The organism is Skermanella stibiiresistens SB22 (genome assembly GCF_000576635.1).
Taxonomy (GTDB): Bacteria; Pseudomonadota; Alphaproteobacteria; order Azospirillales; family Azospirillaceae; genus Skermanella; species Skermanella stibiiresistens.
Genome location: NZ_AVFL01000008.1, coordinates 87,757 through 113,997 on the forward strand (window position 1 = coordinate 87,757; position 26,241 = coordinate 113,997).

24 protein-coding genes and 2 tRNA genes are annotated in these 26,241 nt (G+C 66.6%); 18 read left to right on the top strand and 8 right to left on the bottom strand.

The genetic code is table 11. The annotated features are described in order from the left end of the window. Window positions 1-123: 123 nt before the first annotated feature. Together N825_RS12775 and N825_RS12780 are read left to right on the top strand one after the other, a co-directional pair. Window positions 124-876, top strand: a complete 753-nt coding sequence (locus N825_RS12775; RefSeq protein ID WP_037452445.1) for a response regulator — start codon at window positions 124-126, stop codon at window positions 874-876. A 1-nt stretch (window position 877) separates the two neighbouring features. Further along, window positions 878-2,269 (top strand): ATP-binding protein, encoded by a 1,392-nt coding sequence (locus N825_RS12780; protein ID WP_037452040.1) that lies wholly within the window; start codon window positions 878-880, stop codon window positions 2,267-2,269. On the opposite strand, the gene N825_RS12785 is transcribed toward N825_RS12780, so the two are convergent. Then, window positions 2,266-2,973 carry an ABC transporter permease gene (locus N825_RS12785; RefSeq protein WP_342666022.1) on the bottom strand — a complete coding sequence of 236 codons (708 nt, stop codon included), beginning with the start codon at window positions 2,971-2,973 and terminating at the stop codon, window positions 2,266-2,268. The two genes, N825_RS12780 and N825_RS12785, sit on opposite strands and share 4 nt — an antisense overlap. A 139-nt stretch (window positions 2,974-3,112) precedes the next feature. Here N825_RS12785 and N825_RS12790 point away from each other — a divergent pair, with 139 nt between their 5' ends. From N825_RS12790 to N825_RS37885, 5 genes are all read left to right on the top strand, one after another. Then, complete coding sequence (locus N825_RS12790; RefSeq protein WP_037452043.1) at window positions 3,113-4,708, top strand: lysine--tRNA ligase; 1,596 nt, start codon at window positions 3,113-3,115, stop codon at window positions 4,706-4,708. A gap of 136 nt (window positions 4,709-4,844) precedes the next feature. Continuing rightward, window positions 4,845-6,281: a metalloprotease TldD gene (gene tldD, locus N825_RS12795; RefSeq protein ID WP_037452046.1), complete on the top strand. Its 1,437-nt coding sequence runs from the start codon at window positions 4,845-4,847 to the stop codon at window positions 6,279-6,281. A gap of 177 nt (window positions 6,282-6,458) precedes the next feature. Next, window positions 6,459-6,534, top strand: a tRNA-Phe gene (locus N825_RS12800). 198 nt (window positions 6,535-6,732) lie between these two features. Further along, window positions 6,733-6,808: transfer RNA gene (locus N825_RS12805), tRNA-Phe, on the top strand. Between the two features lie 301 nt (window positions 6,809-7,109). After that, a complete protein-coding gene (locus N825_RS37885) occupies window positions 7,110-7,277 on the top strand; it encodes a YdcH family protein (protein ID WP_084164693.1) in 168 nt (55 codons plus the stop codon). 126 nt (window positions 7,278-7,403) lie between these two features. Here the strand turns inward: N825_RS37885 and N825_RS12810 are convergent, their stop codons facing one another. Together N825_RS12810 and N825_RS12815 are read right to left on the bottom strand one after the other, a co-directional pair. Next, a complete protein-coding gene (locus tag N825_RS12810) occupies window positions 7,404-8,594 on the bottom strand; it encodes an MFS transporter (RefSeq protein ID WP_198038308.1) in 1,191 nt (396 codons plus the stop codon). A gap of 88 nt (window positions 8,595-8,682) precedes the next feature. Further along, window positions 8,683-9,336 (bottom strand): TetR/AcrR family transcriptional regulator, encoded by a 654-nt coding sequence (locus tag N825_RS12815; protein WP_051512254.1) that lies wholly within the window; start codon window positions 9,334-9,336, stop codon window positions 8,683-8,685. 149 nt (window positions 9,337-9,485) lie between these two features. Between N825_RS12815 and N825_RS12820 the strand changes: the two genes are divergently transcribed. From N825_RS12820 to N825_RS12865, 10 genes are all read left to right on the top strand, one after another. Then, on the top strand, window positions 9,486-10,577 hold the full coding sequence (locus tag N825_RS12820; RefSeq protein ID WP_037452053.1) for an HlyD family secretion protein: 1,092 nt from the start codon (window positions 9,486-9,488) through the stop codon (window positions 10,575-10,577). After that, window positions 10,577-12,133: a DHA2 family efflux MFS transporter permease subunit gene (locus N825_RS12825; RefSeq protein WP_037452056.1), complete on the top strand. Its 1,557-nt coding sequence runs from the start codon at window positions 10,577-10,579 to the stop codon at window positions 12,131-12,133. The genes N825_RS12820 and N825_RS12825 overlap by 1 nt, the downstream gene beginning before the upstream one ends. A gap of 293 nt (window positions 12,134-12,426) precedes the next feature. Beyond that, window positions 12,427-12,609: a hypothetical protein gene (locus tag N825_RS12830; RefSeq protein ID WP_245613096.1), complete on the top strand. Its 183-nt coding sequence runs from the start codon at window positions 12,427-12,429 to the stop codon at window positions 12,607-12,609. A 662-nt stretch (window positions 12,610-13,271) separates the two neighbouring features. Continuing rightward, window positions 13,272-13,658, top strand: a complete 387-nt coding sequence (sdhC, locus tag N825_RS12835) for a succinate dehydrogenase, cytochrome b556 subunit (RefSeq protein ID WP_037452059.1) — start codon at window positions 13,272-13,274, stop codon at window positions 13,656-13,658. Window positions 13,659-13,667: 9 nt separating this feature from the next. Next, a complete protein-coding gene (sdhD, locus tag N825_RS12840) occupies window positions 13,668-14,069 on the top strand; it encodes a succinate dehydrogenase, hydrophobic membrane anchor protein (RefSeq protein WP_037452061.1) in 402 nt (133 codons plus the stop codon). Window positions 14,070-14,076: 7 nt separating this feature from the next. Beyond that, window positions 14,077-15,867, top strand: coding sequence for a succinate dehydrogenase flavoprotein subunit (gene sdhA / locus N825_RS12845; protein WP_037452064.1), 1,791 nt, complete (start codon window positions 14,077-14,079; stop codon window positions 15,865-15,867). 92 nt (window positions 15,868-15,959) lie between these two features. Beyond that, window positions 15,960-16,739 (top strand): succinate dehydrogenase iron-sulfur subunit, encoded by a 780-nt coding sequence (locus N825_RS12850; RefSeq protein WP_037452066.1) that lies wholly within the window; start codon window positions 15,960-15,962, stop codon window positions 16,737-16,739. 253 nt (window positions 16,740-16,992) lie between these two features. Beyond that, window positions 16,993-17,211: a translation initiation factor IF-1 gene (gene infA / locus N825_RS12855; protein WP_037452069.1), complete on the top strand. Its 219-nt coding sequence runs from the start codon at window positions 16,993-16,995 to the stop codon at window positions 17,209-17,211. A 33-nt stretch (window positions 17,212-17,244) separates the two neighbouring features. After that, window positions 17,245-17,862 (top strand): Maf family protein, encoded by a 618-nt coding sequence (locus N825_RS12860; protein ID WP_037452071.1) that lies wholly within the window; start codon window positions 17,245-17,247, stop codon window positions 17,860-17,862. Next, the gene (locus N825_RS12865) at window positions 17,859-19,037 is read left to right on the top strand and encodes a ribonuclease E/G (protein ID WP_037452074.1); all 1,179 of its coding nucleotides are present in this window, start codon (window positions 17,859-17,861) and stop codon (window positions 19,035-19,037) included. The genes N825_RS12860 and N825_RS12865 overlap by 4 nt, the downstream gene beginning before the upstream one ends. Here N825_RS12865 and amaB read toward each other — a convergent pair. Genes amaB through N825_RS12885 form a run of 4 tightly spaced genes read right to left on the bottom strand, consistent with a single transcriptional unit; the run spans window position 19,024 to window position 24,156 of the window. Continuing rightward, window positions 19,024-20,520 carry an L-piperidine-6-carboxylate dehydrogenase gene (amaB, locus tag N825_RS12870; protein ID WP_037452077.1) on the bottom strand — a complete coding sequence of 499 codons (1,497 nt, stop codon included), beginning with the start codon at window positions 20,518-20,520 and terminating at the stop codon, window positions 19,024-19,026. The two genes, N825_RS12865 and amaB, sit on opposite strands and share 14 nt — an antisense overlap. A gap of 39 nt (window positions 20,521-20,559) precedes the next feature. Continuing rightward, window positions 20,560-21,870 carry a xylose isomerase gene (gene xylA / locus N825_RS12875; RefSeq protein ID WP_037452080.1) on the bottom strand — a complete coding sequence of 437 codons (1,311 nt, stop codon included), beginning with the start codon at window positions 21,868-21,870 and terminating at the stop codon, window positions 20,560-20,562. Window positions 21,871-21,898: 28 nt separating this feature from the next. Next, window positions 21,899-23,086 (bottom strand): Gfo/Idh/MocA family protein, encoded by a 1,188-nt coding sequence (locus tag N825_RS12880; protein WP_051512256.1) that lies wholly within the window; start codon window positions 23,084-23,086, stop codon window positions 21,899-21,901. Further along, window positions 23,083-24,156: a sugar phosphate isomerase/epimerase family protein gene (locus N825_RS12885; protein ID WP_037452082.1), complete on the bottom strand. Its 1,074-nt coding sequence runs from the start codon at window positions 24,154-24,156 to the stop codon at window positions 23,083-23,085. Before N825_RS12885 ends, N825_RS12880 begins: the two co-directional genes overlap by 4 nt. A 248-nt stretch (window positions 24,157-24,404) precedes the next feature. Here N825_RS12885 and N825_RS12890 point away from each other — a divergent pair, with 248 nt between their 5' ends. Continuing rightward, window positions 24,405-25,580 (top strand): ROK family transcriptional regulator, encoded by a 1,176-nt coding sequence (locus N825_RS12890; protein WP_051512260.1) that lies wholly within the window; start codon window positions 24,405-24,407, stop codon window positions 25,578-25,580. Between the two features lie 9 nt (window positions 25,581-25,589). On the opposite strand, the gene N825_RS12895 is transcribed toward N825_RS12890, so the two are convergent. Next, a complete protein-coding gene (locus N825_RS12895) occupies window positions 25,590-26,240 on the bottom strand; it encodes a 3-oxoacid CoA-transferase subunit B (protein WP_037452085.1) in 651 nt (216 codons plus the stop codon). Window position 26,241: the final 1 nt, after the last annotated feature.

Genomic DNA, 26,241 nt, shown 5'->3' on the forward strand with positions numbered 1-26,241 from the left:
TTTGCCGCTTGATGTCCGCCAACCGCCCTTTTGGTAACGTAGTGTAACCAGCGCGCTGGCTGTAACGATCCGTTACAACTATTCCCTTAACCGATCGACGCGGGTTGGACGATGATGCCGGCCATGGACAAACAGCCCCACCTTCTCGTGGTCGACGACGACCGGGAAATCCGCACCCTGATCTCCCAGTTCCTGACCAAGCATGGCTATCGCGTGTCGAGCGCCAAGGACGGGTTGGAGATGATGAAGGTGCTGGAGACCTCCCGCATCGACCTGATCGTGCTCGACCTGATGATGCCCGGCGAGGATGGCTTGGCGCTGTGCCGCCGGCTGCGCGCGCAACCCGCTCCGCTGGGCGGCATCCCGATCATCATGCTGACGGCGATGGGCGAGGAGACCGATCGGATCGTCGGCTTGGAGATGGGGGCCGACGACTATCTGGCGAAACCCTTCAACCCGCGCGAGTTGCTGGCGCGCGCCAAGGCGGTGCTGCGCCGCTCCACCGGGTTGCCCGTGGGTGGTTCGTCGACTGGCGGCGGGCAGGCCGAGCCGGCCAATCGCGGTCTGACCTTCGAGGGCTGGCGGCTGGACGTCGCCAAGCGCGAGCTGTGGTCGCCCGATAATGTGCTGGTCCAACTGAGCGCCGGCGAATTCGACCTGCTGGTCGCCTTCGCCGAACATCCCCAGCGGGTGCTGAACCGGGACCAGCTGCTCGATCTGGCGCGGGGCCGCACGGCGATGCCGTTCGACCGCAGCGTCGATGTCCAGGTCAGCCGGCTGCGGCGCAAGATCGAGCCCGACGCCAAGGAGCCGACGCTGATCAAGACCGTTCGCAGCGGCGGCTATATCTTCACCCCGTCCGTGACCCGGGGCTGAGATGCGGGCGGCCCGGATTTGGAACCTGCTGGCGAAAAGCCGGTTCATGCCCGGCGGCATCGCCGTGCGGCTGGGCTTCACCGTGCTGATGGCTCTGGCCCTGACCCAGGGCGTCAGCGCGCTGGTCTATCTGACCGACGCCGGCGAGGGGCCACCCCGCCATGGTCCCGGCCGGATCGTGGAGCGGGTCGCGGCGATCACCCGGCTGGCAGACGAGACGCCGCCGCAGTTCCGCCCGCGCGTGGTCCGCGCGGTGGACGCGCCGGGGCTGGAGGTCGAGTGGCGGCCGAAGCCACCCGAGTTCCAGCGAAACCAGAGCGGGTTCCCGTTCGACGGCTTCCGGCGCCGGGTACGACAGGCTCTGGGCGATTCGGAGCGGGAGATCCTGATCGAGGTGCGGAACGGGCCGCCGAGCCCCGGCCCGCTGGCGCCCGCCGAGGCGCGGCTGTTCGGCAACGTGATGCGGATGGCGCTGCCGCTGTCGGATGGCACGTGGCTGACGTTCCGCTCCGACCCCGAGCGCGACGGGCCGTTCCGGCTGCTGCGGTTCGGGCTGTGGATGGGGCTGGTCGGGCTGGTGATCTTCGGCCTGTCGATCTGGGTTGGCCGGCTGCTGAGCGCGCCGCTGAAGCGGTTCGCCGAGGCGGCGCACCGGCTGGGGGTCGATGGCGAGGCCCCTCTCCTGCCCGAGACGGGCCCGCGCGAGCTGCGGCAGGCGACACGCGCCTTCAACCAGATGCAGACGCGCCTGCACCGCTTCGTCGAGGACCGGACGCAGATGCTGGCGGCGATCAGCCACGACCTGCGCACACCGCTGACCCGGCTGCGCCTGCGCGCCGAGTTCGTCGACGACCCGGAGCAGCAGCGGAAGATGCTGGCCGACCTGGAGGAGATGGAGGCGATGATCACCTCCACCCTCGCCTTCGCCCGCGACGACGCCCGCAAGGAGCCGCGCGTGTCGTTGGACTTGGCGGCGATGCTGGAGAGTCTGGTGGATGACCTGGGCGACGCCGGCTTCGCCATCGAATACGCGGGGCCGCAGCACAGGATCATCGGCTGCCGCCCGATGGCGCTGCGCCGCGCGATCGGCAACCTGATCGACAACGCGCTCAAATACGGCGGCGGTGCTCGGGTCACCCTGCTGGAGCAGCGCGAGGATGGGCAGGTGGCGATCCGGATCGACGATGACGGTCCCGGCATTCCGGTGGAGGAACAGGAGAAGGTGTTCGCGCCGTTCTACCGGCTGGAGCGCTCGCGCAGCCGCGACACCGGCGGCACCGGCCTGGGCCTATCGGTCGCCCGCACCATCGCCCGCGCCCATGGCGGCGACGTGACCCTGCTGAACCGGCCGGGCGGCGGTCTGAGCGCGACGCTGATCCTGGCGGAAGCCTAACCGGCGGAGCGGCGGGCGATCTGGCCGATCAGGTAGGCGGCCGCGTTGATCGTCAGGGTCAGCGCCAGCAGCAGAAGGCCCAGGCCGAGCGCCAGCGCCAGATCGCCGCGGCCGGTCTCCAGGGTGATGGCTGTCGTCATGGTGCGGGTGACGCCGGCGATGTTGCCACCGACGATCAGCACGGCGCCGACCTCGGCGCTTGCCCGGCCGAAGCCGGCCAGAACGCCGGTGATCAGGCTGAAGCGGGCGTCCCACAGCAGGGTCGGGATCGCCCGCCAGCGGGAGGATCCCAGCGAACGCAGCTGTTCCTGATACTCGCCCCACATGTCCTCGACCACCTGACGGGTGATCGAGACGATGATCGGCGCGACCAGCACGGTCTGCGCGATGATCATGGCGCTGGGCGTGAACAGCAGGCCCAGGCTGCCCAGCGGGCCGGAGCGCGACAGCGCCAGATAGACCAGCAAGCCAGCCACCACCGGCGGCAGGCCCATCAGCGCGTTGAACAGGACGATCAGGACGCCCCGACCGGGAAAGCGGGAGATGCCGAGCATCGCGCCCAGGGGCAGGCCGATCACCATGGAGATCGCGACGGCGGTCAGGGTCACGCGCAGCGACAGCGACACGATCTGGGCGAGCGTGTCGTCGAAGCCGAGGATTAGCCCGGCCGCGGCGGCGAAGGAGTTGATGACGTCCTGCATCATGGGGAGGGCGGAACCTTGCTGACGAAGTCGGGGCCGCCGCCATGTTAGGACTGGCGGGAGCCCCCGACAAGATTGACCCGCGCGCGCGAGTTCCCTAGGTTCGCCCTCTTTCAATCTTTATCCCAAGCGGTGAAGTATCATGTCTGGCGACCAGGAATTGGCATTGCAGGCGAAGGCGTGGCCCTTTGAGGAAGCGCGCAAGCTGATCGCGCGTCACAAAGGGAAAACGCCCGCCAAAGGCTATGTCCTGTTCGAGACGGGATATGGACCGTCGGGCCTGCCGCATATCGGCACCTTCGGCGAGGTCGCGCGCACGACGATGGTGCGCCGCGCGTTCCAGATCATGGCGCCGGACGTGCCGACGCGCCTGTTCGCCTTCTCCGACGACATGGACGGGCTGCGGAAGGTCCCCGACAACATCCCGAACCAGGAGATGGTGCGCGAGCACCTGGGCAAGCCGCTGACCAAGGTGCCCGATCCGTTCGGCAAGTTCGAGAGCTTCGGCCATCACAACAACGCCATGCTGCGGGGCTTCCTCGACAGCTTCGGGTTCGAGTACGAGTTCCAGTCGGCGACGGACTGGTACGGCTCGGGCCGGTTCGACGAGGCGCTGCTGTCGGTGTTGCGGAACTACGACGCCGTCATGAAGGTGATGCTGCCGTCGCTGCGCGAGGAGCGGGCGGCGACCTACAGCCCGTTCCTGCCGATCTCGCCGACGACCGGTCGCGTCCTGCAGGTGCCAGTCCTGGAACACAACCCGGATGCCGGCACCATCGTGTTCGAGGACGAGGACGGCCGGAAGACCGAGGTTCCCGTCACCGGCGGCCATTGCAAGCTTCAGTGGAAGCCAGACTGGGGCATGCGCTGGCACGCGCTGGGCGTCGACTACGAGATGTCGGGCAAGGATCTGATCCCCTCGGTCGAGCTGGCGGGAAAGATCTGCCAAATCCTGGGCACGCAGCCGCCGGAGGGCTTCAATTACGAGCTGTTCCTGGACGACAAGGGGCAGAAGATCTCCAAGTCCAAGGGCAATGGCCTATCGGTCGAGGAATGGCTGCGCTACGCCCCGCCGGAGAGCCTGTCGCTCTACATGTTCCAGAAGCCCCGTGTGGCGAAGCGCCTGTATTTCGACGTGATCCCGCGCGCGGTGGACGAGTACCTGGCCTTCACGTCGAAGTTCCCGGCGGAGGAACCGGCGCGGAAGCTGGAGAACCCGGCTTGGCACATCCACGGCGGCAATCCGCCGGCGGCGCGCAGCGACCTCAGCTACAACATCCTGCTGAACCTGGCCGGTGTCGCCAACGCCGAGAGCAAGGACGTGATGTGGGGATTCATCTCCCGCTACGCGCCCGAGGCCAGCCCGGAGACGGCGCCGTTCCTGGATCGGCTGGTGCAGTACGCGGTCAACTACTACCAGGACTTCGTCAAGCCGACCAAGCGCTACCGCCCGCCCACCGAGACCGAGCGCGCGGCGATGACCGAACTGCTCGACGAGCTGGGCCGCCTGCCCGAGGGCGCCAAGGCGGAGGAGATCCAGTTCCAGGTCTACGAGATCGGCAAACGCCATGGCTTCGCCGACCTCAAGAGCTGGTTCCAGGCGCTCTACGAGGTGCTGCTGGGCCAGACACAGGGGCCGCGCATGGGCAGCTTCATCGAGCTGTACGGCGTCGCCAACACCCGCGAGCTGATCACCCAGGCGCTGGAGCGGACCGCCGAGGCGCAGCCGGCGGCGTGATCGGGCGGGCCTGATCCGGGCGGGCCGGTGCCGGGCGGGTAAAGGCTGGCCCTTCACATCCAAGGAGGCTGGCCCACATAAGTATCCTGACCTTATGATGGGCCAGCCGCCCCGGTATCCCGTTCTGGAGTCCTGTATGAGCACGCTCGCCGTTACCGACGACATCTTCTTCAACCGCGCCGGGCTCGACCGGTCACGCACCGAATCGATCGTGTCGGAAGCGTTGGCGGGCGCCGACGACGGTGAACTCTTCCTCGAATACAGCCAGTCGGAAAGCCTCGCCTGGGACGACGGCAAGCTGAAGAGCGCCAGCTTCGACACCAGCCAAGGCTTTGGGCTGCGGGCGATCTCGGGCGAGTCGACCGGCTACGCCCATGCCTCGACCCTGTCGGAGGACGCGATCCGCCGCGCTTCCGTGACGGTCAAGGCGGTCCACGCCGGCCACAGCGGCACCATGGCCGAGCCGCCGACCGGCACCAACCGCGCCTTGTACGAGGCTATCAACCCGCTGGCCCTGGTCGATTTCGAGACCAAGGTCAAGCTGCTGGCCGATATCGACGCCTATGCCCGCGCCCGCGATCCGCGCGTCCGCCAAGTCTCCGCCTCGATCGGCGGCGAGTGGCAGGCGGTCCAGATCATCCGCGCCGATGGCTTGCGGGTCTCGGATGTCCGGCCGCTGGTCCGGCTGAACGTCTCGGTCGTGGTCGGTGACGGCGACCGCATGGAGTCCGGCGGCCACGGTGTCGGCGGCCGCACCAGCTACGAGGCCTATCTCGACCCGGCGGCGTGGCGCGGCCAGGTCGACGAGGCGCTGCGCCAGGCGCTGGTCAACCTCGACTCGATCGCGGCCCCCGCCGGCGAGATGACCGTGGTACTGGGCAACGGCTGGCCCGGCATCCTGCTGCACGAGGCGATCGGCCACGGTTTGGAAGGCGACTTCAACCGCAAGAAGACCTCGGCCTTCGCCGGGCTGCTGGGCCAGCGGATCGCGTCGCCCGGCGTCACCGTGGTGGACGACGGCACCATCGAAGGTCGCCGCGGCTCGCTGACGGTGGACGACGAGGGCACGCCCAGCCAGTCGACCACCCTGATCGAGGACGGCATCCTGGTTGGGTTCATGCAGGACCGCATGAACGCCCGCCTGATGGGCGTCAAGCCGACCGGCAACGGCCGCCGTCAGGGCTTCGGCCACCACCCGATGCCGCGCATGACCAACACGGTGATGCGCTCGGGCGACAAGTCGCCGGAGGAGATCATCCGCTCGGTCAAGAAGGGGCTGTACGCGGTCAACTTCGGCGGCGGGCAGGTCGACATCACGTCCGGCAAGTTCGTCTTCTCCGCGTCCGAGGCCTACCTGATCGAGGACGGCAAGATCGGCCCCGCCGTCAAGGGCGCCACCCTGATCGGCAACGGCGCCGACGCGCTGACCAAGGTCAGCATGATCGGCAACGACATGGCGCTGGATCCGGGCATCGGCACCTGCGGCAAGGAAGGCCAAGGCGTGCCGGTCGGTGTCGGACAGCCGACGCTGCGGATCGACGGCTTGACGGTCGGCGGCACCGCGGCGGCCTGAACTCCCGCGCTTGGGATAGGAAAAGGCCCGCGCCACCCGACGGTGGCGCGGGCCTTTTTCTTTTTTCCGGACGCCGCGAAAATTCCTCACGAAAACGTAATCCGACGCTGGACAGGCCGCCGAATTTTTCCTACAAGCACGGCCCTACGGCGGCGCCACGGCGACGCCCTGGAAGATGCCCAGGTAGCTCAGTTGGTAGAGCAGGGGACTGAAAATCCCCGTGTCGGCGGTTCAAATCCGTCCCTGGGCACCATTCCCTTTCCAGCCTCAAAATCAGCCTGTCGAGTGCGCCCCCAACAGTTGGTGAGTGCCTGTGGCCGTTCCCTAGATCCTGCTACGCGAACCGTGGATTTGCCGAGCTTTAGCCGCTGGACACCGTCCGCAAACTTTCCTATAAGCACCTCCCTGCCCCGCGGCGCCGCTTTCAAAGCCGCCGCGAGGTAATGGCGAAGCCCAGGTAGCTCAGTTGGTAGAGCAGGGGACTGAAAATCCCCGTGTCGGCGGTTCAAATCCGTCCCTGGGCACCACCGCCTCCTCATGACTACTTCAAGATTGATCGGTTATCGCGGGGCCACCATGCCTGTGCCCCGCCCAGGGGTCAGCCGTTTTCAAAGGTATTCAGGCTGCCGGCCCCATGGGGCGCTTTTCGGCGCCGACACACATCAGCCGTGGGCGCCCAAAGATGATTACAAAGATATGCATTTAAATAGATGAAAAATTGCTTTCCATTGTGTCCGAACTTTCATTTTCTTACGGAACAGGCTAGCAATCCCTTTGAGAGTGTGTATGCTTCAGGGGTTATAGTCTGAAAGACATGGAGCAAGTCACATGGTCAACGAGAATCACGTTCAGGCTCTACGCGACCGCCATGCCGCCCTCGACAGACAGATTGAGAGCCTCCAGAAGCAACCGGGCTCCGAAGATATCGACATCAAGAAACTCAAGTTTGATAAACTCAGGCTCAAAGACGAATTGACGCGGCTCTCCAGCCACTGAGGATAAGCTAAGGCTTTTCCTCCGCCCCGCGGTCGCCCGGCGGGCGATTGGAGCCGGTCCGCCGCGGGGCGTCCCAACTCCCTTCCCTCTCGACAAATCACCCCACGAGCAACATCACCCTTTGGATCATCGACGCGGTTTGAGCAATCCCGCCTGCGATGACATCAGGCCGACGGCGACCGCCAAGATTCCCAGGGCGCCCGGCAAGCCGATCACCTCGGCCACGAACCCGACCAAGGGCGGCCCCGCCAGGAAGCCGCAGTAACCAGCCGTCGTCACCGCCGCGATGGCGGAACCCGGCGCCATGCCCGGCGTGTTTCCAGCGGCGCTGAACAGGATCGGCACGATGTTGGCCAATCCCAGGCCGACGAGGCCGAAGCCGATGATCGCGATGAGCGGATCATGCGCCAATAGCGCGCCGCCCAGGCCGACCGACGCCAGCACCGCCCCCCACCGGACCATCGCCACCGCCCCCAGACCCGCGACCATCCTGTCGCCCGTCAAGCGTCCGACCGCCATGGCGGCGGAGAAGATGGCGTAGCCGGCTCCGGCGAAGCCGGCCCCGGTCCCCAGGTCCGACCGGAGATAGACGGCGGTCCAGTCGGACATGGCGCCTTCCGTCATCAGGATGAAGAACCCCATGGCGCCGAGGATGAGCAAGGGACCGCGCGGCAGCACGAAGCGATGCCCCCCTGCTCCACCCTCTTTGCCGCTCCCCGCCCCGCTATCGGCACTGTGGGGCAGCAGGAAGCGGGCCGAGCCAATCACGATGATGAATCCCAACACCGCGATGGTGGTGACATGGACGATCGGCGGGACGCCGAGCGGCAGGAGGGCCACGGCGCTGCCCGCCCCGACCAAGCCGCCGATGCTGAACTGCGCGTGCAGCGACGACATCACCGGGCGTCCGATCGCGCGCTCGACCGCCACGCCATGGGCGTTCATCGCGACATCCATCGCCCCATTGAAGACACCGAACAGCACCAGGAACACCAACAGCAGGGGCAGGCTCCCCGCCAGCAGCAGCGGAGGTGTCGCGACGCAGAAGAGCAAGGCGGCGGTCAGGGTGACGACGCGGCTGCCGTGGCGCGCGGCCAGCAGACCGGCCAGCGGCATGGACAGGAGCGACCCGCAGGCGATCCCCAACAGCGCCAAGCCGAGCATGCCGGTGCTGAGGTCGAGCTTTCGCTGGACGGTTGGGATATGGGGTACCCAACTGGACAAAACAGCGCCATTGACGAAGAAGATCAGCGCGATGGCGATACGGGCGCGCGACGGAAGATAGCCGTCCGCCGCTGGGAGCGTCTGTGCTGACACCAAGCCTCACAATCAGTGCATCGAGTCTTTTGGATGAACGCCCGAGGCCGGCCGGAACTCGGCTTTCTCGAACATTGTACCACTTATGTCACGCCATCGCCGTTCGATCGCGTGGCAGATACGCCCTTAGGAACGTATCGACTGCATCCCTGACGATCCGATCGAGCTCGTCGCGCGTGAAACCGTCCTTGACGCCGAACAACACATCGAGATGGACCGGTGTCTGAAGCATGCCGATGAAGTGTTCGCCGGCCCGCCAGGAGTCCCTGATGTCCAAACGGCCGCGCGCCGAGGCCCGGGCCAGATAGGAGCTGAGGCTTTGCCGCACTTGGTTGGGTCCGGAGTTGAAGAAGATCCTGCCGAGTTCCGGAAAGCGCGCGGACTCGGCGATGACGACGCGAAAGATCGCCACGGCGGGCGCCGACAGCAGCAGGCCCAGGAAATTGCGGCCGATCTCGGTCAGCGCGTCGGCGACATCCTTGTCCTCTACCCCCGGCGCCCACAGCGCCGGTTGCTGACTGCGGCACTCATGGCTGACGATCGCGGCGAACAACTCCTCCTTGCCGGAGAAATGCGCGTAGAGCGTCGCCTTGGAGACGTTCGCCATCTTGGCGATGGCATCCATGCTGGTGGCGCCAAAGCCCTGGCTGGTGAAAAGCGTCTTCGCCGCCGACAGGATCTGGGCGGGCTTCGGTCCACTTGGGATTTCGGGCCGCGGGTCCCGCGTGGCCGTCATGGTCATCTCTGCGTCTCCGGAAGACGATGGTTCAAGGTTAAACTAAACCGTTCAGTTTCGACTTGACTAGGGATAATTAGGAGACCATCGTTGGAGAGTGAACTGAACCGTTCAGTTCGAACACGCACGCGGTCGTCGTCCGGGAGTTCAGCTTGATGCGCAAGTCGGTACTGATTGGGGCGGCGCTGGTGGCCTTGGCGGGTGGCGGCTATTTCGGCTGGGAATGGTGGACCGTCGGGAGGTTTTTCGAATCGACCGACAACGCCTATGTCCACAGCGACATCTCGATCATCAGCCCCAAGATCGCCGGCTACGTCGCGGATATCAGGGTCGGCGAGAACCAGGAGGTCGCCGCCGGCGACGTGCTGGTGGTGATCGATGACAGCGAGTACAGGGCCCAGCAAGCCCAATCAGACGCGGCGCTCGAAGCGGCCCAGGCCGCCATCGGCAGCATCGACAGCCGCATCACGCTCGAACACTCCATGATCGCGCAGGCGCAAGCCACCGTCGCCGGGTCCGACGCGGACCTCCACCGCGCCCGGCAGGATTTCGACCGGGTCAAGAGCCTGGTCAGCGGCGACACCGTCAGCCGGCAGCGATTCGACACCGCTGAGGCCGATCTGCGGAAGGCCGAGGCGGCGCTGGACAAGGCGAAGGCGGCCCTGGCGGCGGAGCACGACCAGTTGGGCGTCCTCCAGGCGTCGCGCAAGGAGGCGGAAGCCAAGGTCAGGCAAGCCGCGGCCAGCCTGGATCTGGCGCGCGACAACCTGAGCCACACCATCATCCGATCGCCGGTCGATGGCGTGATCGGCAACAAGGGCGTCCAGCTCGGCCAGTACGTCAAGGCCGGCACCGCCATGCTGGCGGTCGTGCCGCTGCCCGACGTCTATGTCGTCGCCAACTTCAAGGAGACGCAATTGGCCGGCATGCGGCGCGGCCAATCGGTCACCCTGTCGGTCGACGCCTTTCCCGGCCATACCCTGCGCGGTACCGTCGATAGCTTCGCGCCCGCCAGCGGCGCCCAATTCAGCCTGCTGCCGCCGGAGAACGCCACCGGCAACTTCACCAAGGTCGTCCAGCGGATCCCGGTCCGCATCGCGGTTCCCACCGACAACCCGCTGGCCGGCCTATTGCGGCCCGGTCTGTCGGTCGAGGCGGCGGTCGATACCCGCGAGGAGGGCATCGGACCCCTGGCGGCCGGCGGGATCTTCGGGACGGCCGCCGCCGCCGAACCGGGACGGAAGTGATGGCGGCGGGCCCGCCGGAAACCCGTCAGGTCACGACGCGGGACTGGATCGGCTTCTTCGCCATGGTCGTCGGCATGTTCATGGCGATCCTGGACATCCAGATCGTGTCGAGCAGCTTGGCGGAGATCCAGGCCGGTGTTTCGGCCAGCGCGGACGAGATCAGCTGGGTCCAGACGTCATACCTGATCGCCGAAGTGATCATGATCCCGCTGTCCGGCATTCTGGCGCGGGTGCTGTCGACCCGGTACGTCTTCGTGATCTCGGCGATCGGTTTCACGGTCATGAGCTTCGCCTGCGCCCTCGCCTGGAATATCGAGTCGCTGATCGTGTTCCGGGCGCTGCAAGGCTTCCTGGGCGGGGCCATGATCCCGACCGTGTTCGCCACCAGCTTCTCGCTGTTCCCCGCCGACAAGCGCGCCGGGGTGTCGGTCATGATCGGGCTGGTCGCCACCATGGCGCCGACATTGGGGCCGACGCTCGGCGGCTATCTGACGCAGAGCCTGTCTTGGCACTGGCTGTTCCTGATCAACGTCGCTCCCGGACTGATGGTGACCGGGCTGGTCTGGAGCTTCGTCGACGTCGACAAGCCGGACCGTGGCGTCCTGAAGGGGTTCGACCTGCCCGGCCTGCTGTTCATGGCGCTATTCCTCGGCACGCTTGAGTTCGTCGTCGAGGAGGGTCCGCGCGACGACTGGTTCGAGGATCGGACGATCACCCTGGCGGCGGTCGTGTGCGCCGTCAGCGCGGTCCTGTTCTTTTACCGGGTCCTGACCTACCACAATCCGATCGTGGGGTTGCGCGCCTTCAAGGACCGGAATTTCGCGATCGGCTGCCTATTCAGCTTCGTGATTGGTGTCGGGCTCTATGGCTCGGTCTATATCATGCCGCTGTTCCTGGGCCGCATCAGGGGGCTGAACAGCCTTCAGATCGGCATGGTGATGTTCGTGACCGGCATATTCCAGTTCATGTCGGCGCCGGTGGCCGGGATCATGTCGAAGAGGATGGACCTGCGGCTGATGCTGGGGATCGGTCTGGGCATGTTCGGGTTCGGCGTCTATCTGAACTCGATTCTCACTGCCGAATCAGACTTCTACGAGCTTTTCCTACCACAGGCGGTGCGCGGGTTCTCGCTGATGATGTGCTTCATCCCGATCAATACGCTGGCGCTTGGCACCCTGCCCCCGGCGCAATTGAAGAACGCCAGCGGCCTCTACAACCTGATGCGGAACCTTGGCGGCGCCATCGGACTGGCGGCGATCAACACGGTGCTGATCGAGCGCTACGCCCTCCACATGTCGCGGCTGTCCGACAACGTGACGACATCCCGCCCGGGGGTCCAGGACATGCTGGACGGGTTGTCCGGCCGCTTTTCCGGCGTCATCACGGGCGATCCCGACTTGGCGGCCCTGCGGATGATCCGAAGCGTGGTCGAGCGCGAGGCGATGGTGCTGACATTCACCGATTGCCTGCTGCTGATGGCCGGCGTCTTCGCCTTCGCCCTGCTCTGCATGCCCCTGGTGCGGAAACCCCGCGCCGCCGTCGAAGGCGGACACTGAGGGGTGCCGCCTCGGACCGCGACGGACTGCTACAATCCGCCGCAAGACAAGCCGTGCGGAAGTGGTAGTATGTGCCCCATAACCGTCCTTCACTTATAGTTAATTTCTTTAATGCTATAAGTCACCGGCACCACACCGATGTTCGTTGAAGCGGAGCCGAGCGTGGAGGGATCGAATTCTTCGCGCGCCGTGGCCCGCTTCACAGACAAGCGGCCTGGATCAGGTCAGGATACTGGTAACGGTCCAATGGACGCCCGGCAGTTCTTCGGAGTTCAAGTGTTATGGCACAATCCGTGACTCGCGCGCTTCAAGCGATCAAACGCTACGTTCAAGACCCCGATCAGATAGATCAAGCGATCCTGGCCTCGATCAACATCACGCTTTGCCTGGCGTCGGGTGGCGACGACCGTGTCGCCGAAGGCTTCAACAACGATATCGGCTCCAACGGCAAGCGGTTCCGCACCGGCGGCCGATAGCCGGCGGCGGAGACACGATCCGCTTCGCCTCCCTTCCCGCGCCAATCCTTCCGGCGCCCTCCCGATCTCGGGGACGGGTTCTCCCGTCACCCGCGACGACGCCGCTCCGCGTTTCCGGATCCATGACGCGCCCGTGGTCCGCACTGCCGAAAACCCATCCCGACTATTAGGAACACCACTGACGCAAATGGTCGCGGGCCGGAAAATGCGTGCGCGTTTCGCGCGCATGCGAATGCCCGTAATTGCGCCACATTGATAAAACAATCCTCGATGTCAGCTCGAACGCGGCAGTCATGGGCAGTCAAACCGGCTGGATATGCGGACACGTTGCGGAAAAACCCAGCGTTTTTACCGTATCGTGAAAGAAACAAACGCCTGTTTGAACCGACCTCGCCCTGAAACATTGGAGGCGAGGATACGGATACTTGGGCTCCGGCGGCCCGTACGCCTCGGCCGTTTCACCTACCTGCGAGATAGGCCGGATCAAGGCGCCACGCGCCGTACGCGTCATGTTGCAGCGCGATGCCGCAGCGCGGTCGAACTGTCGGGGTGCCGTTGACTCGAGTGAACCAGCGGCGTAAATCAACCTCGCAAAATAAAAATTCGGGTTTTCGCACAGCCGCGCGCGTCAGGTTGCGGCAGCCCAAGCGAGGATGTCAGATATGTCGAACGGCAGTCGGCCGCTTTCACCCCATCTGCAAATTTACCGACCACAGATCACGTCCGTCCTGTCCATCTCCCACCGCGTGACCGGGCTTGGGCTCGCCGTCGGCACCCTGCTGATGGTGTGGTGGCTGCTGGCAGCCGCGGCGGGGCCGGAAAGCTACGCCCGCGCGGCGGGGTTCATGGGGTCGTTCTTCGGCCTTCTGCTCCTGTTCGGATGGACCTTCGCCCTGTGGTTCCATTTCTGCGCCGGCATCCGGCACCTGATCTGGGACACGGGATACGCCCTCGAACTTCCGAAGGTGTATCTTGGCGGCTGGATCGTGATCGGCACCTCGGTGGGCCTCACGATCCTGACCTGGATCATCGCTCTGATCGCGTGGTGAGGAAGACCAATGGCTAGCACAAGTTCAAATCCGGGCCTGCGTACCCAGCTGGGCCGCGTCCGCGGCCTCGGTTCCGCCAAGGCCGGCTCGCAGCATTGGTGGATGTCGCGCCTGACCTCGATCGCCCTGATCCCGCTGACCCTGTGGTTCGTGTTCGGCGCCCTGAGCATCGTCGGCGACGGTCACGCAGCCGCGGTGGCGTGGCTGCGCTCGCCCTTCTCGGCGATCATGATGATCCTGTTCGTGGGTGTGACGTTTCAACACACCGCCTCCGGTATCCAGGTCGTCCTGGAAGACTATGTTCATAACGAATGGGTCAAGGTCGCGGCCATCATCGCGGCGAAGTTCCTCTGCTTCGTCCTCGCGGTAGCCGGCATCTTCGCCGTTCTCAAGATTGCATTCGGAGGCTGAGGCAGCGATGGCTAGCGCCTATCAGATTATCGACCACACCTACGACGTCGTCGTCGTCGGCGCCGGCGGGGCCGGACTGCGGGCCACTTTTGGCATGGCTGAAAAAGGCCTGAAGACCGCCTGCATCACCAAGGTGTTCCCGACGCGCAGCCACACGGTCGCGGCGCAGGGCGGCATCAGCGCGGCGCTCGGCAACATGGGCGAGGACGACTGGCGCTGGCACATGTACGACACCGTCAAGGGGTCGGACTGGCTGGGCGACCAGGACGCGATCGAGTACATGTGCCGCGAGGCGATCCCGGCGATCATCGAGCTGGAACATTACGGCGTGCCGTTCTCGCGCACGGCGGAAGGCAAGATCTACCAGCGGGCCTTCGGCGGCATGACCACCAAGTTCGGCGAGGGCCGCGCCTACCGCACCTGCGCCGCCGCCGACCGGACCGGCCACGCCATCCTGCACACGCTGTACCAGCAGTCGCTGAAGCACGAGGCGGAGTTCTTCGTCGAGTATTTCGCGATGGACCTGATCATGGACGAGGACGGCATTTGCCGCGGCGTCATGGCCTGGAACCTGGACGACGGCACGATCCACCGCTTCCGCGCCCACATGGTGGTGCTGGCGACCGGCGGCTATGGCCGCGCGTACTTCTCCTGCACCTCGGCGCACACCTCCACCGGCGACGGCAACGCGATGGTGCTGCGGGCCGGCCTGCCGTTGCAGGACATGGAGTTCGTGCAGTTCCATCCGACCGGCATCTATGGCGCCGGCTGCCTGATCACCGAGGGCGTGCGCGGCGAGGGCGGCTATCTGACCAACTCGGCGGGTGAGCGTTTCATGGAACGCTACGCGCCGTCCGCCAAGGATCTGGCGTCGCGTGACGTCGTGAGCCGGTCGATGACGATCGAGATCCGGGAAGGCCGCGGCGTCGGTCCCAACAAGGACCACATCCACCTGCACCTGGAACACTTGGACCCGGCGGTCATCCACGAGCGCCTGCCCGGTATCGCCGAGACGGCCAAGATCTTCGCCGACGTCGACGTGGCGAAGGAGCCGATCCCCGTCCTGCCGACCGTCCATTACAACATGGGTGGCATCCCGACCAACTACCGCTGCGAGGTGGTCCGACCGACCCCGGAAAACCCCGACCAGGTGGTTCCGGGCCTGATGGCGATCGGCGAGGCCGCCTGCGTGTCGGTCCACGGCGCCAACCGGCTGGGTTCCAACTCGCTGCTCGACCTCGTCGTGTTCGGCCGCGCCGCCGCCATCCGCGCGGCCGAGGTGATCGAGAAGGGCTCGTCCCACCGCGCGGCGCCGAAGGGAGGCGACGATCTGGCGCTGGAGCGGTTCGACCGCCTGCGCCACGCCAAGGGCGAGATCCGGACCGCCGACCTGCGGGCCGAGATGCAGCGGAACATGCAGAACAACTGCGCCGTCTTCCGCACCGGCGAGGTGCTGGAGGAGGGTGTCGACCTGATGCAGAAGGCCTGGGCCAAGCGGCCACATGTCAGCATCACCGATCGTTCGCTTGTTTGGAACTCGGATCTTGTCGAAGCCATGGAATTGGACAACCTGATGTATCAGGCGGTCGTCACCATGAATTCGGCGGCGAACCGGACGGAAAGCCGCGGCGCCCACGCCCGCGAGGACTACCCGGATCGCGATGATGAAAACTGGATGAAGCACACCGTCGTCAGCATGGACGAGGCCGGCAAGACGACTTTCGAGTTCCGTCCGGTCCACCTCTACACGCTGACCAACGAGGTCCAGGTGTTCCCGCCCAAGGCGCGCGTGTACTGACCTGACTGGCCAATGCAAGGCCGGGGCGGCATCGGCCGTCCCGGCACCGGGCCGCGGCTCGCGGCGGGCAAGGTATTCGAGGATTTGATACGATGGTTGAGTTCGCGCTACCCCGCAATTCGCGGATCACGCCGGGCAAAAGGGTCTCGAACGCGAAGGGCGCGAAGCGCGCCAAGAACTTCAAGATCTACCGGTGGAACCCCGAGGACGGACAGAACCCCCATCTGGACGAGTTCGAGATCGATCTCGACAAGTGCGGACCGATGGTTCTGGACGCCCTGATCCACATCAAGAACGACGTGGACGGCACGGTCGCGTTCCGCCGCTCCTGCCGCGAGGGCATCTGCGGTTCGTGCGCCATGAACATCGACGGCGTCAACACGCTGGCGTGCCTGAAGCCGATCGAGGAGGTCAAGGGCGACGTCGCGATCTACCCGCTCCCCCACATGAAGGTGGTCAAGGATCTGGTGCCCGACCTGAACCAGGTGTACGCCCAGTACACTTCGATCAAGCCATGGCTCCAGACCCAATCGGCCACCCCACCGGACCGCGAGCGCCTGCAGAGCCCGGAAGAGCGCGAGAAGCTGAACGGCCTCTACGAATGCATCCTGTGCTTCTGCTGCACCACCAGCTGCCCCAGCTATTGGTGGAACGGCGACCGCTATCTGGGACCGGCCGTCCTGCTCCAGGCCTATCGCTGGATCGCGGACAGCCGTGACGAGATGACCGGCGAACGGCTCGACCAGCTCGAGGACCCGTTCCGCCTGTACCGCTGCCACACCATCATGAATTGCACCCGCACCTGCCCAAAGGGTTTGAACCCGGCGAAGGCGATCGCGGAAATCAAGAAGTTGATGGTCGAGCGGCACTAGGTTCCGGTACTAAGTTGCGCCGGCCCAATACGCCTTACCGCGGCGCCAGCGCCTCCTCCGCCAGATGAGCGGAGGAGGCGCTGGCGCCATTCTCTTTGCGGGAAAGCGGTTTGTGTCGGGATTTTGTAAAATGGGCAGTATCGTTTTCCGGCACTTCGGCCTATTGTTCGGCCCGCGCCGGGAAACCGCTTGACCCGCGTGGTTCCGGCGATCACTTATCATCGCGGAATCTGCTGAACGGACCAAAGGACTTATGGCAAAAGAAGATCTGATCGAATTCTCCGGCACCGTCATGGAACTGCTCCCGAACGCCATGTTCCGGGTCAAGCTGGACAACGACCACGAAGTGCTCGCGCACACCTCCGGCAAGATGCGCAAGAACCGCATCCGCGTGCTCGCGGGCGACCGGGTGAATGTGGAAATGACCCCTTACGATCTCAGCAAGGGCCGCATCACATTCCGATTCAAGTAACCGCCGCGCAGGACAGACCGTGACCTCGATGTCATGACAGTCGCGCCGGCCCCCAACACGCTGGTGCTCGCCTCGGCCTCGCCCCGGCGTCTTGACCTGCTGCGCCAGATCGGGATCGACCCGGCCAGCATCGACCCCGCCGATTTGGATGAAACCCCGCTCCGAGACGAGCTTCCCGCCCGGCACGCCGCGAGGCTCGCCGCCGAGAAGGCCGCCTTGGTCGCGGCTCGCCATGCCGGCAGCCATGTGCTGGCGGCGGATACGGTGGTGGCCTGTGGCCGCCGCATCCTCCCCAAGGCCGAGACAGAACAGCAGGCGCGCGCCTGCCTGAAATTATTGTCCGGCAGACGCCATCGCGTCTTCGGCGGCGTCGCCCTCGTCCTGCCCGATGGACGCACCCTTGACCGGGTCGTGCAGACCGCCGTCACCTTCAAGGTCCTGAGCCATGAGGAGACGGAGGATTACATCGCGTCCAACGAGTGGCACGGCAAAGCCGGTGGCTACGCCATCCAGGGGCGTGCCGCGGCGCTGATCCGTTGGATCGGTGGCTCCTATAGCAACGTCGTCGGATTGCCGCTGTTCGAGGTGTCGAACATGCTGCGCGGCGTCGGCTTCGTTCCGGCAGCGGCGCAGTCTCCGACACTCTCGTGACTGGCGGCAAAACCACCTCCATAGAGATCCTGATCGACCACTCCGGACCGCTGACCCGCGCGGCGGTGGTCGAGGACGGGCGGCTGACCGACCTCCATATCGACAGCACCGAGCGGCCGAGCCGGCTTGGCGAGATCGTCCTGGGTCGCGTCGATCGGATCGTGACGGCGCTGAACGGCGCCTTCGTCGATATCGGGGGCGCCACCGGCCTGCTCAACAACGCCGATCTGCGCACATCCGCCCCGGCCAGCCGCAAGGCGGCGCGGGCTGCGACCACGCTGCGGACGGGTCAGGCGGTGCTGGTCCAGGTGAAGTCCGAACCGGGTGGCGGCAAGGGTCCCAGCCTGACGATGGACGTGACCCTGCCCGGCCGCTTCCTGGTGATGACACCCTTCAAGCCCGGCATCTCGATCTCGCGCCGCTTGGCGCAAGGCGACGCGCGCGGGCGCTTGTCACAGACGATCTCCGAGATCACCGGCGGCCTGGGCGGCGGATGGATCGTCCGCGGTGCGGCACTCGGCATCGATTCCGAAGCCGTCGCGGCGGAGGCGGAAAGCTTGGCCGTCGCGTGGCGGGGGATCGAGGCGCGTGTTACCTCGGCACCACCGCTGACGCTCCAGGCCGGGCATTCCGCCGCGATCCGGGCGATCATCGAGAATGGCGGGCGGCCAATCTCCCGCATCGTGGTCGCGGAGCGGGCGATCCGGGATGAGTTGGTCGCCTGGGGTTCCGATCTGACGCCGTTGATCCAGGTCGAGCCCGAAGCCCTGTTCGACCGCCACGACATCGAGGGCGAGTTGCTTCGCCTGACAGACCGCCAAGTGCCTTTGCCCGGAGGCGGCGGCTTGGTGATCGACCGCACCGAAGCCCTGACGGTGGTTGACGTCAATGGCGGCGAGCGGCCCAATCCCTTGGGCACCAACCTGGACGCCGCCGCCGAGATCGCGCGCCAACTCCGGCTTCGCAACATCGGCGGCATCGTCATTGTCGATTTCATCAACATGGCGTCGCGCGGCGATGCCGAACGCGTGCTCGACGCGCTCGGCAAGGCGACAGCGGACGATCCCGCCAGCGTCAACGTCTATGGCATGTCCAAGCTGGGGCTGGTGGAACTCACCCGCGCCCGACGGGGACCGCCGCTGGCCGATCATCTTTTGGCGGTCAGCCGAACTTGATGCCCTGGGCCAGCGGCAAGGCGTCTGAGTAATTGACCGTCGCGGTTTGCCGGCGCATGTAGGCTTTCCAGGCGTCCGAACCCGACTCGCGCCCGCCCCCGGTCTCCTTCTCGCCGCCGAACGCGCCGCCGATCTCGGCGCCGCTGGGACCGATATTGACGTTGGCGATGCCGCAATCGCTGCCGCTGGCCGACAGGAACCGCTCGGCCTCGCGCAGGTCGGTGGTGAAGACGCAGGACGACAGGCCCTGCGGCACGTCGTTCTGAAGCGCCACCGCCTGCTCGAAGGTGTCATAGCGCAGGATGTACAGGATCGGCGCGAAGGTCTCGTGGCGCACCGTGTCGGTCTGGGCCGGCACCTCGACCAGCGCCGGCTCGACATAGAAGGCGTCCGGATGCTGGTCGGCCAGCACCCGGCGACCACCGGTGACGGTGCCACCCTCGCCCGCCGCGTTCTCCAGCGCGCGGGCCATGCCGTCGAAGGAGTCGCGGTCGATCAGCGGCCCGACCAGCTTGGTCTTGTCCAGCGGGTCGCCGATCGGAATCCCGGCATAAGCCTGTTTCAGGCGCGGCACCAGCGTGTCGTAGACATCGGAATGGACGATCAGCCGGCGCAGGCTGGTGCAGCGCTGGCCGGCGGTGCCGACGGCGGAGAACACGATCGCGCGGACCGCGAGTTCCAGATCGGCGGACGGCGTGACGATCATGGCGTTGTTGCCGCCCAGTTCCAGGATGGAGCGCGCGAAGCGTTGGGCCAGCCGGGGTCCGACCTCGCGGCCCATCCGCGTGCTGCCGGTGGCGCTGACCAGGGCGATACGGCGGTCATCGACCAGCCGCTCGCCGATCGAGCGGTCGCCAATCAGGACAGAGGACAGGCCGACCGGCGCGTCGCCGAACCGGGCGGCGGCGCGGTCGAACAGGGCTTGGCAGGCGAGCGCCGTGATCGGTGTCTTCTCCGACGGCTTCCAGACCACCGGATCGCCGCAGACGATCGCCAGCGCGAAGTTCCATGACCACACCGCGACCGGGAAGTTGAAGGCGGAGATGACGCCGATGGGCCCCAGGGGAAGCCACGTCTCGGTCATCCGGTGACCCCGCCGCTCCGACGCGATGCTGAGACCATAGAGCTGGCGCGACAACCCGACCGCGAAGTCGCAGATGTCGATCATCTCCTGGACCTCGCCATAGCCCTCCTGGATCGACTTGCCGCATTCCAGGGTGACGAGGCTGCCCAGCGCCTCCTTGTGGGCGCGCAACTCCTCGCCCAGCAGGCGGATCAGCTCGCCGCGCCGGGGAGCCGGCACCAGCCGCCACCCTTTGAAGGCCTCGGCGGCGGCGGCGATCTTGGCGTCCGCCGTCTCGGGCGTGTCGTCCGTCAGGCGGGCGATCTCGGCGCCGTCGATCGGGCTGCGGACGATGCGGGTGCCGCCCTGGAGCTGTTCGGCATCGAGATACAGGGCGGCGGTGAGGTCCCGCAGGTTCATGGTGTCGGCTCCCAGTTTTCGGACTTCGGTGGGCGCAGACTAGTACCTGTTAACCAGGTTCTCCAGATACTCCTGACGGCCTGAGCGCGGTTGCGGCTTCAAGCCCTGGTCGCGGGCCAGGGTCGCGAGGTCGGACAGGCTGGACCTACCCGCCAGGATGTCGGCGCCCAAGCCCTGCGTCCAACCTGCGTAGCGCTCGGTCACGAAGCCCGCCAGCTTACCATCGCCGATCATCCGCTCCGCCATCAGCAGGCCGCGCGCCAGGGTGTCCATGCCGCCGATATGGGCCATGAACAGGTCCTCGGCGTCGATCGACTGGCGCCGCACCTTGGCGTCGAAGTTGAAGCCGCCGGAGGTCAGCCCGCCGGCGGACAGGATGTGGAACAGCGCCAGTGCCGCCTCGCGGTCGTCGTTGGGGAACTGGTCGGTGTCCCAGCCGTTCTGCGGATCGCCCCGGTTGATGTCGAAGCTGCCCATCAGGTCGTTGGCGATGGCGTAGGCGACCTCGTGCTCGAAGGAATGCCCGGCGAGCGTCGCGTGGTTGACCTCCAGGTTCAGGCGGATCTCCTTCTCCAGTCCGTATTTGCGGAGGAAGGCGTGGACCGTCGCGGCGTCGTGGTCGTACTGGTGCTTGGTCGGCTCCATCGGCTTCGGCTCGATCAGGATGGTGCCGGTGAAGCCGATGCGGTGCTTGTGCTCGACCACCATGGACAGGAACCGGCCAAGCTGGTCCATCTCGCGCTTCATGTCGGTGTTGAGCAGCGTGTCGTAGCCCTCGCGGCCCCCCCACAGCACATAGTTCTCGCCGCCCAGCCGGTGGGTCATCTCCAGCACGCGTGCCACCTGTGCCGCGGCGAAGGCGAACACCTCGGGATCCGGGTTGGTGGCGCCGCCCGCCATGTAGCGCCGGTGCGAGAACAGGTTGGCGGTGCCCCACAGCAGCTTGACGCCGGTGCGGTCGATGCCGGCGCGCATCAGTTCCTCGATCCGCGCGAGGTTGGCGTCACCCTCGGCGATGGTCTCGCCCAAGGGCGCCACGTCGGCGTCGTGGAAGCAGAAATAGGGCACGCCCAGCTTCTCGAAGAATTCGAACGCGGCCTGGAGCTTCAGTTCGGCGTTCTCCAGCGTGTCGGCCGCCTGCCAGGAACGGTCGAAGGTGCCGGCGCCGAACATGTCGACGCCGGGCCAGCAGAAGGTGTGCCACCAGCACACCGCCACCCGCAGGTGATCCTCCATGCGCTTGCCCAGCACCATGCGGTCGGGCTCGTAGTCGCGGAAGGCCAGGGGGTCGTCCGAATCCGGTCCCTTGAAGGGGATGCGGCCGATGTTCTTGAAAATTTCGGTGGTCATGGGGGGCTCCGGCGGATCGGGGGGCAAATCAGGGGGTCGAGAGCGCCGTCCAGGCCGCGTTGTTGCGGCTGCTGTCGAGGGCGGCGGAAATGAAGCGGACGCCGCGGACGCCGTCGGCGACGGTCGGCACCAGCAAGGCGGCGGGATCGGGCTCGCGCCCTTCGATGGATGCCGCGACCTGCTCGGCGACATCGCGGTAGATCTGCGCGAAGCCTTCCAGGTAGCCCTCGGGGTGGCCTGCGGGGATGCGGCTGGCGTGGGCCGCGGCGGGGCCGGAGCCGGGGCCGTTGCGGGTCACGATCTGGGGCGGTTCGCCGAACCGGGTGACGCGCAGATGGTTCGGCTGCTCCTGGTGCCACTCCAGGCCGGCTTGGTCACCGAAGATCCTGAGCCGCAGGCCGTTCTCATGGCCGGGCGCCACCTGGCTCGACCACAGCATGCCGCGGGCGCCGCTGCCGAAGCGCAGCAGCATGTTGACGTTATCGTCGACCCGCCGGCCCGGCACGAAGCTGGAGAGGTCGGCGGCCAGTTGGGTGCAGTGGAGACCGGAGACGAACTCGGCGAGGTTGAAGGCGTGCGTCCCGATATCGCCGATGCAGCCACCGCCGCCGGTCAGCGCCGGATCGGTCCGCCACGCCGCCTGCTTCTGGCCGGTCTCCTCCAACGAGGTGGTCAGCCAGTCCTGCGGGTATTCGACCTGCACGACGCGGATCGTCCCGAGCGCACCCTCGGCCACCAGGGCGCGGGCATGGCGGACCATGGGGTAGCCGGTGTAGTTGTGGGTCAGCGCGAACAGCCGTCCGCTGGCCGCCACGGCCGCCGCCAGATCGTCAGCCTGCTCCACCGTCGCGGTCATGGGTTTGTCGCAGATGACATGGATGCCGGCGTCCAGGAAGGCGCGGGCGGCGGGATAGTGCAGGTGGTTGGGCGTCACGATGGCGACCGCGTCGATGCCATCGGCGCGCGCCGCCTCCGCCCGAGCCATCTCGGCGAAGTCGGTGTAGGCGCGGTCTTCCGGAACGTGGAGGTCGGCGGCGCTGTCGCGGCAGCGCGCCGGATCGCCCGACAACGCGCCGGCGACCAGTTCCCAACGATCGTCGATCCGGGCGGCGATCCGGTGGACCGCGCCGATGAAGGCTCCCCTGCCCCCACCGACCATGCCGAGCCGGAGCCGGCGTCCCAGCGCCGCCGCGGCGTTCCCGCCCTCGATGGTCATGCGCCACCTCCCGTCGGGCCGAGGCCGAGCATGCGGCGGTTAGCCTCGTCATCGGTGCCGGCGCCGGCGAAGTCGTCGAAGGCGCGCTCCGTCACCTCGATGATGTGGGCCTCGATGAAGGCGGCGCCCTCGGCGGCCCCCTGCTCCGGATGTTTCATGCAGCACTCCCATTCCAGGACGGCCCAGCCGTCGAAGCCGTACTGGGTCAGTTTGGAGAAGATGCCGGTGAAATCCACCTGCCCGTCGCCGAGCGAGCGGAACCTGCCCGCCCGGTCGATCCAAGGTTGGAAGCCGCCATAGACGCCCTGGCGCGGCGACGGGTTGAACTCCGCGTCCTTGGCGTGGAACATGCGGATGCGCTCATGGTAGACGTCGATGTAGCCCAGGTAATCGAGCTGCTGCAGCAGCAGGTGGCTGGGGTCGTACAGGATATTGCAGCGGGGATGTTCGCCGACCCGCTCCAGGAACATCTCGAAGGTCACGCCGTCGTGGAGGTCCTCGCCCGGATGGATCTCGTAGCAGAGGTCGACTCCCGCCCGATCGAACTCGTTGAGGATCGGCAGCCAGCGCTTGGCCAGCTCGTCGAACGCCGTCTCGACCAGACCGGCCGGGCGCTGCGGCCAGGGGTAGAGGTAGGGCCAGGCGAGCGCGCCGGAGAACGTCGCGTGCGCCGTCAGGCCGAGGTTGCGCGAGGCCTTGGCCGCGAGCCGCAATTGCTCGACCGCCCATTTCTGGCGCGCTTCCGGCTTGCCCCGGACCTCGGGCGCCGCGAAGCCGTCGAAGGCGAGATCGTAGGCGGGATGGACGGCGACCAGCTGGCCCTGGAGGTGGGTCGACAGCTCGGTCAGCTCGACACCCGCCTCGTTCAGGATGCCCTTGACCTCGTCGCAATAGGTGACGCTCTCGGCCGCCTTCGCCAGATCGAACAGGCGGGCGTCCCAGGTGGGAATCTGGACGCCCTTGAAGTCATGGCCCGCCGCCCATCGGGCGATCCCGGCGAGCGAGTTGAACGGCTCGGAGTCGCCGGCGAACTGAGCCAGGAAGATGGCCGGTCCCTTGATCGTCTTCATCTGATCGTGCCCTCGCTGATGTGGAACGGGCGCGGGAGGGGATGCCCCGCGGCGAGGCCGCCAGGGGCGAAAACGTCATGGAAAAGGCGCTGCTGGCGCTGTGGTGTGCGCGGCACTGGCGTTCATCCCTCCCGTCCGATGTCGTGGCGTCTTTCCCGACGCTTGATCTCAAATTAGATAGACCATCGAACAAAAAACAGCGTAGCCTATGGTTTAGGCATGGTCAAGCGGGCGAGGAGAACATCGCCGTGTCAGCCCGGGTCAACTCGGCACTGATTCGTCAGATAAACATCGCGCGCGTCTTTCACGCTCTGCGCGAGCATCCGGAAAGCTCACAGCGGGATCTCGGCCGGCTGACCGGCCTGGACAAAGCCACGGTTTCGACCGTCGTCGCCCAGTTGCAGGACCTGCGGCTGGTCGAGCGGTCGGAGCAGGCCAAGACCAGGCGGGTCGGTAGGCCGGAGACCGCGCTGACGATCCCAAGGAGTGCGGGGGTTCTGGTCGGTGTCCGGCTGGAGCCAACGACCATCCGCGTCGTCACCACGACGCTGACCGGCGAGGTGCTGGGTCATTGCCAGTTGCCCGGCAGCCTGGACGTCAAGGCGGCACTGGTGACGGTGCGCGCGGTGATCGACCGCGAACTGGCCGAGATCGGCGAAGGCTGGGCCTCGGTGCGGGCGATCGGCGTTGGCGTGCCGGGGCTGATGGACAGGACGGGAACGCTGGTGCTGGCGCCCAACCTGGGCTGGCGCGACGTGCCGATCCGCTCGACCCTGGAGGAGATGTTCGACTGCCCGGTCGCGGTCGACAACGACACCAAGGCGGCGGCCATCGCGGAACGTCTGTTCGGCCTGTGCCGCACGGTCGAGGACTATGTCTACGTCACCGGCGATTCAGGGGTCGGTGGAGCCTTGGTGCTGGGAGGCCGGGTCTATCGCGGTGCCAGCGGCTTCGCGGGGGAGATCGGCCACACCAAGGTGGTGCCGGATGGCCGGCTGTGCGGCTGCGGCCGGCGTGGCTGCCTGGAGACCTATGTGTCCGAAGCCGCCATCCTGCGCCGCTTGGCCGAGCAGGGCATCGACGCCGCCGACATCCACGAGGTGGCGGAACTGGCGGTGGCGGGACGGCCGGAGGTTCGGGCGCTGCTGGAGGAGGTCGGGCGGCATCTGGGCTTCGCCCTGTCCAACATCGTCAACATGCTGAACCCGACGCTGATCCTCCTGGGCGGCAATCTCGCCTCGGTCGGCGCCCACATCATCCCGAGCCTGGAGACGGCGCTGTCGGAACAGGCGCTGGGACCCTCGGCGGCGGGAGTCAGGGTCCGCGTGTCGCCGCTGGGCGAGGACGCGGTGCCGATGGGCGGCATAGCGCTCGCCCTGGACTGCTTCCTGGCCCCGCCCCGGCTGTCGGTGCCGCGCGGCTGACGGCGGCTCTCAGACCGCCATCACCGGCACCTCCGCGGGCACGATCAATTCGGCCTCGGTCGCTGCCACCACCTCCGCGATGGTCAGGCCGGGTGCCACCTCCCGCAGTTCCGGCCCGGCCTCGGTGAAGGCGATCACGGCCATCTCGGTGACGACCAGGTCGACGCGGCGGATCGACGTCAGCGGCAGGGTGCATTCCCGCAGGATCTTGGGCGCTCCCTTGGCGGTGTGCGTCATGGCGACGATCACCCGCTTGGCGCCCGAGACTAGGTCCATGGCCCCGCCCATGCCGGGGATCATCTTGCCGGGAATCATCCAGTTCGCCAGCCGGCCGCGCTGGTCGACCTGCAGTCCGCCGAGGACGGTGACGTCCAAGTGGCCGCCCCGGATCAAGCCGAACGACATGGCGCTGTCGAACGCGGCGGCGCCCGACAGGGCGGTGACGAAGCTGCCGCCGGCGTCGGTCAGGTCGGGGTCCTCCATGCCGTCCGGCGGCACCGGACCCATGCCGAGCAAACCGTTCTCCGACTGGAAGAACACCGAGACGCCGGCCGGCAGGTGGTTCGCGACCTTGGTCGGCATGCCGATGCCGAGATTGACCAAGGTGCCGGGCCGAAGTTCCTGGGCGACCCGCTTGACGATGATGGTTTGCGCGTCCATG

Bases quoted from the DNA above. Each gene is read 5' to 3' on its own strand.
- N825_RS12775 (WP_037452445.1), top strand. From the start codon at position 124: ATGGACAAACAGCCCCACCTTCTCGTGGTCGACGACGACCGGGAAATC.
- N825_RS12780 (WP_037452040.1), top strand. From the start codon at position 878: ATGCGGGCGGCCCGGATTTGGAACCTGCTGGCGAAAAGCCGGTTCATG.
- N825_RS12785 (WP_342666022.1), bottom strand. From the start codon at position 2,973: ATGATGCAGGACGTCATCAACTCCTTCGCCGCCGCGGCCGGGCTAATC.
- N825_RS12790 (WP_037452043.1), top strand. From the start codon at position 3,113: ATGTCTGGCGACCAGGAATTGGCATTGCAGGCGAAGGCGTGGCCCTTT.
- tldD (WP_037452046.1), top strand. From the start codon at position 4,845: ATGAGCACGCTCGCCGTTACCGACGACATCTTCTTCAACCGCGCCGGG.
- N825_RS37885 (WP_084164693.1), top strand. From the start codon at position 7,110: ATGGTCAACGAGAATCACGTTCAGGCTCTACGCGACCGCCATGCCGCC.
- N825_RS12815 (WP_051512254.1), bottom strand. From the start codon at position 9,336: ATGACCATGACGGCCACGCGGGACCCGCGGCCCGAAATCCCAAGTGGA.
- N825_RS12820 (WP_037452053.1), top strand. From the start codon at position 9,486: ATGCGCAAGTCGGTACTGATTGGGGCGGCGCTGGTGGCCTTGGCGGGT.
- N825_RS12825 (WP_037452056.1), top strand. From the start codon at position 10,577: ATGGCGGCGGGCCCGCCGGAAACCCGTCAGGTCACGACGCGGGACTGG.
- sdhC (WP_037452059.1), top strand. From the start codon at position 13,272: ATGTCGAACGGCAGTCGGCCGCTTTCACCCCATCTGCAAATTTACCGA.
- sdhD (WP_037452061.1), top strand. From the start codon at position 13,668: ATGGCTAGCACAAGTTCAAATCCGGGCCTGCGTACCCAGCTGGGCCGC.
- sdhA (WP_037452064.1), top strand. From the start codon at position 14,077: ATGGCTAGCGCCTATCAGATTATCGACCACACCTACGACGTCGTCGTC.
- N825_RS12850 (WP_037452066.1), top strand. From the start codon at position 15,960: ATGGTTGAGTTCGCGCTACCCCGCAATTCGCGGATCACGCCGGGCAAA.
- infA (WP_037452069.1), top strand. From the start codon at position 16,993: ATGGCAAAAGAAGATCTGATCGAATTCTCCGGCACCGTCATGGAACTG.
- N825_RS12860 (WP_037452071.1), top strand. From the start codon at position 17,245: ATGACAGTCGCGCCGGCCCCCAACACGCTGGTGCTCGCCTCGGCCTCG.
- amaB (WP_037452077.1), bottom strand. From the start codon at position 20,520: ATGAACCTGCGGGACCTCACCGCCGCCCTGTATCTCGATGCCGAACAG.
- xylA (WP_037452080.1), bottom strand. From the start codon at position 21,870: ATGACCACCGAAATTTTCAAGAACATCGGCCGCATCCCCTTCAAGGGA.
- N825_RS12880 (WP_051512256.1), bottom strand. From the start codon at position 23,086: ATGACCATCGAGGGCGGGAACGCCGCGGCGGCGCTGGGACGCCGGCTC.
- N825_RS12885 (WP_037452082.1), bottom strand. From the start codon at position 24,156: ATGAAGACGATCAAGGGACCGGCCATCTTCCTGGCTCAGTTCGCCGGC.
- N825_RS12895 (WP_037452085.1), bottom strand. From the start codon at position 26,240: ATGGACGCGCAAACCATCATCGTCAAGCGGGTCGCCCAGGAACTTCGG.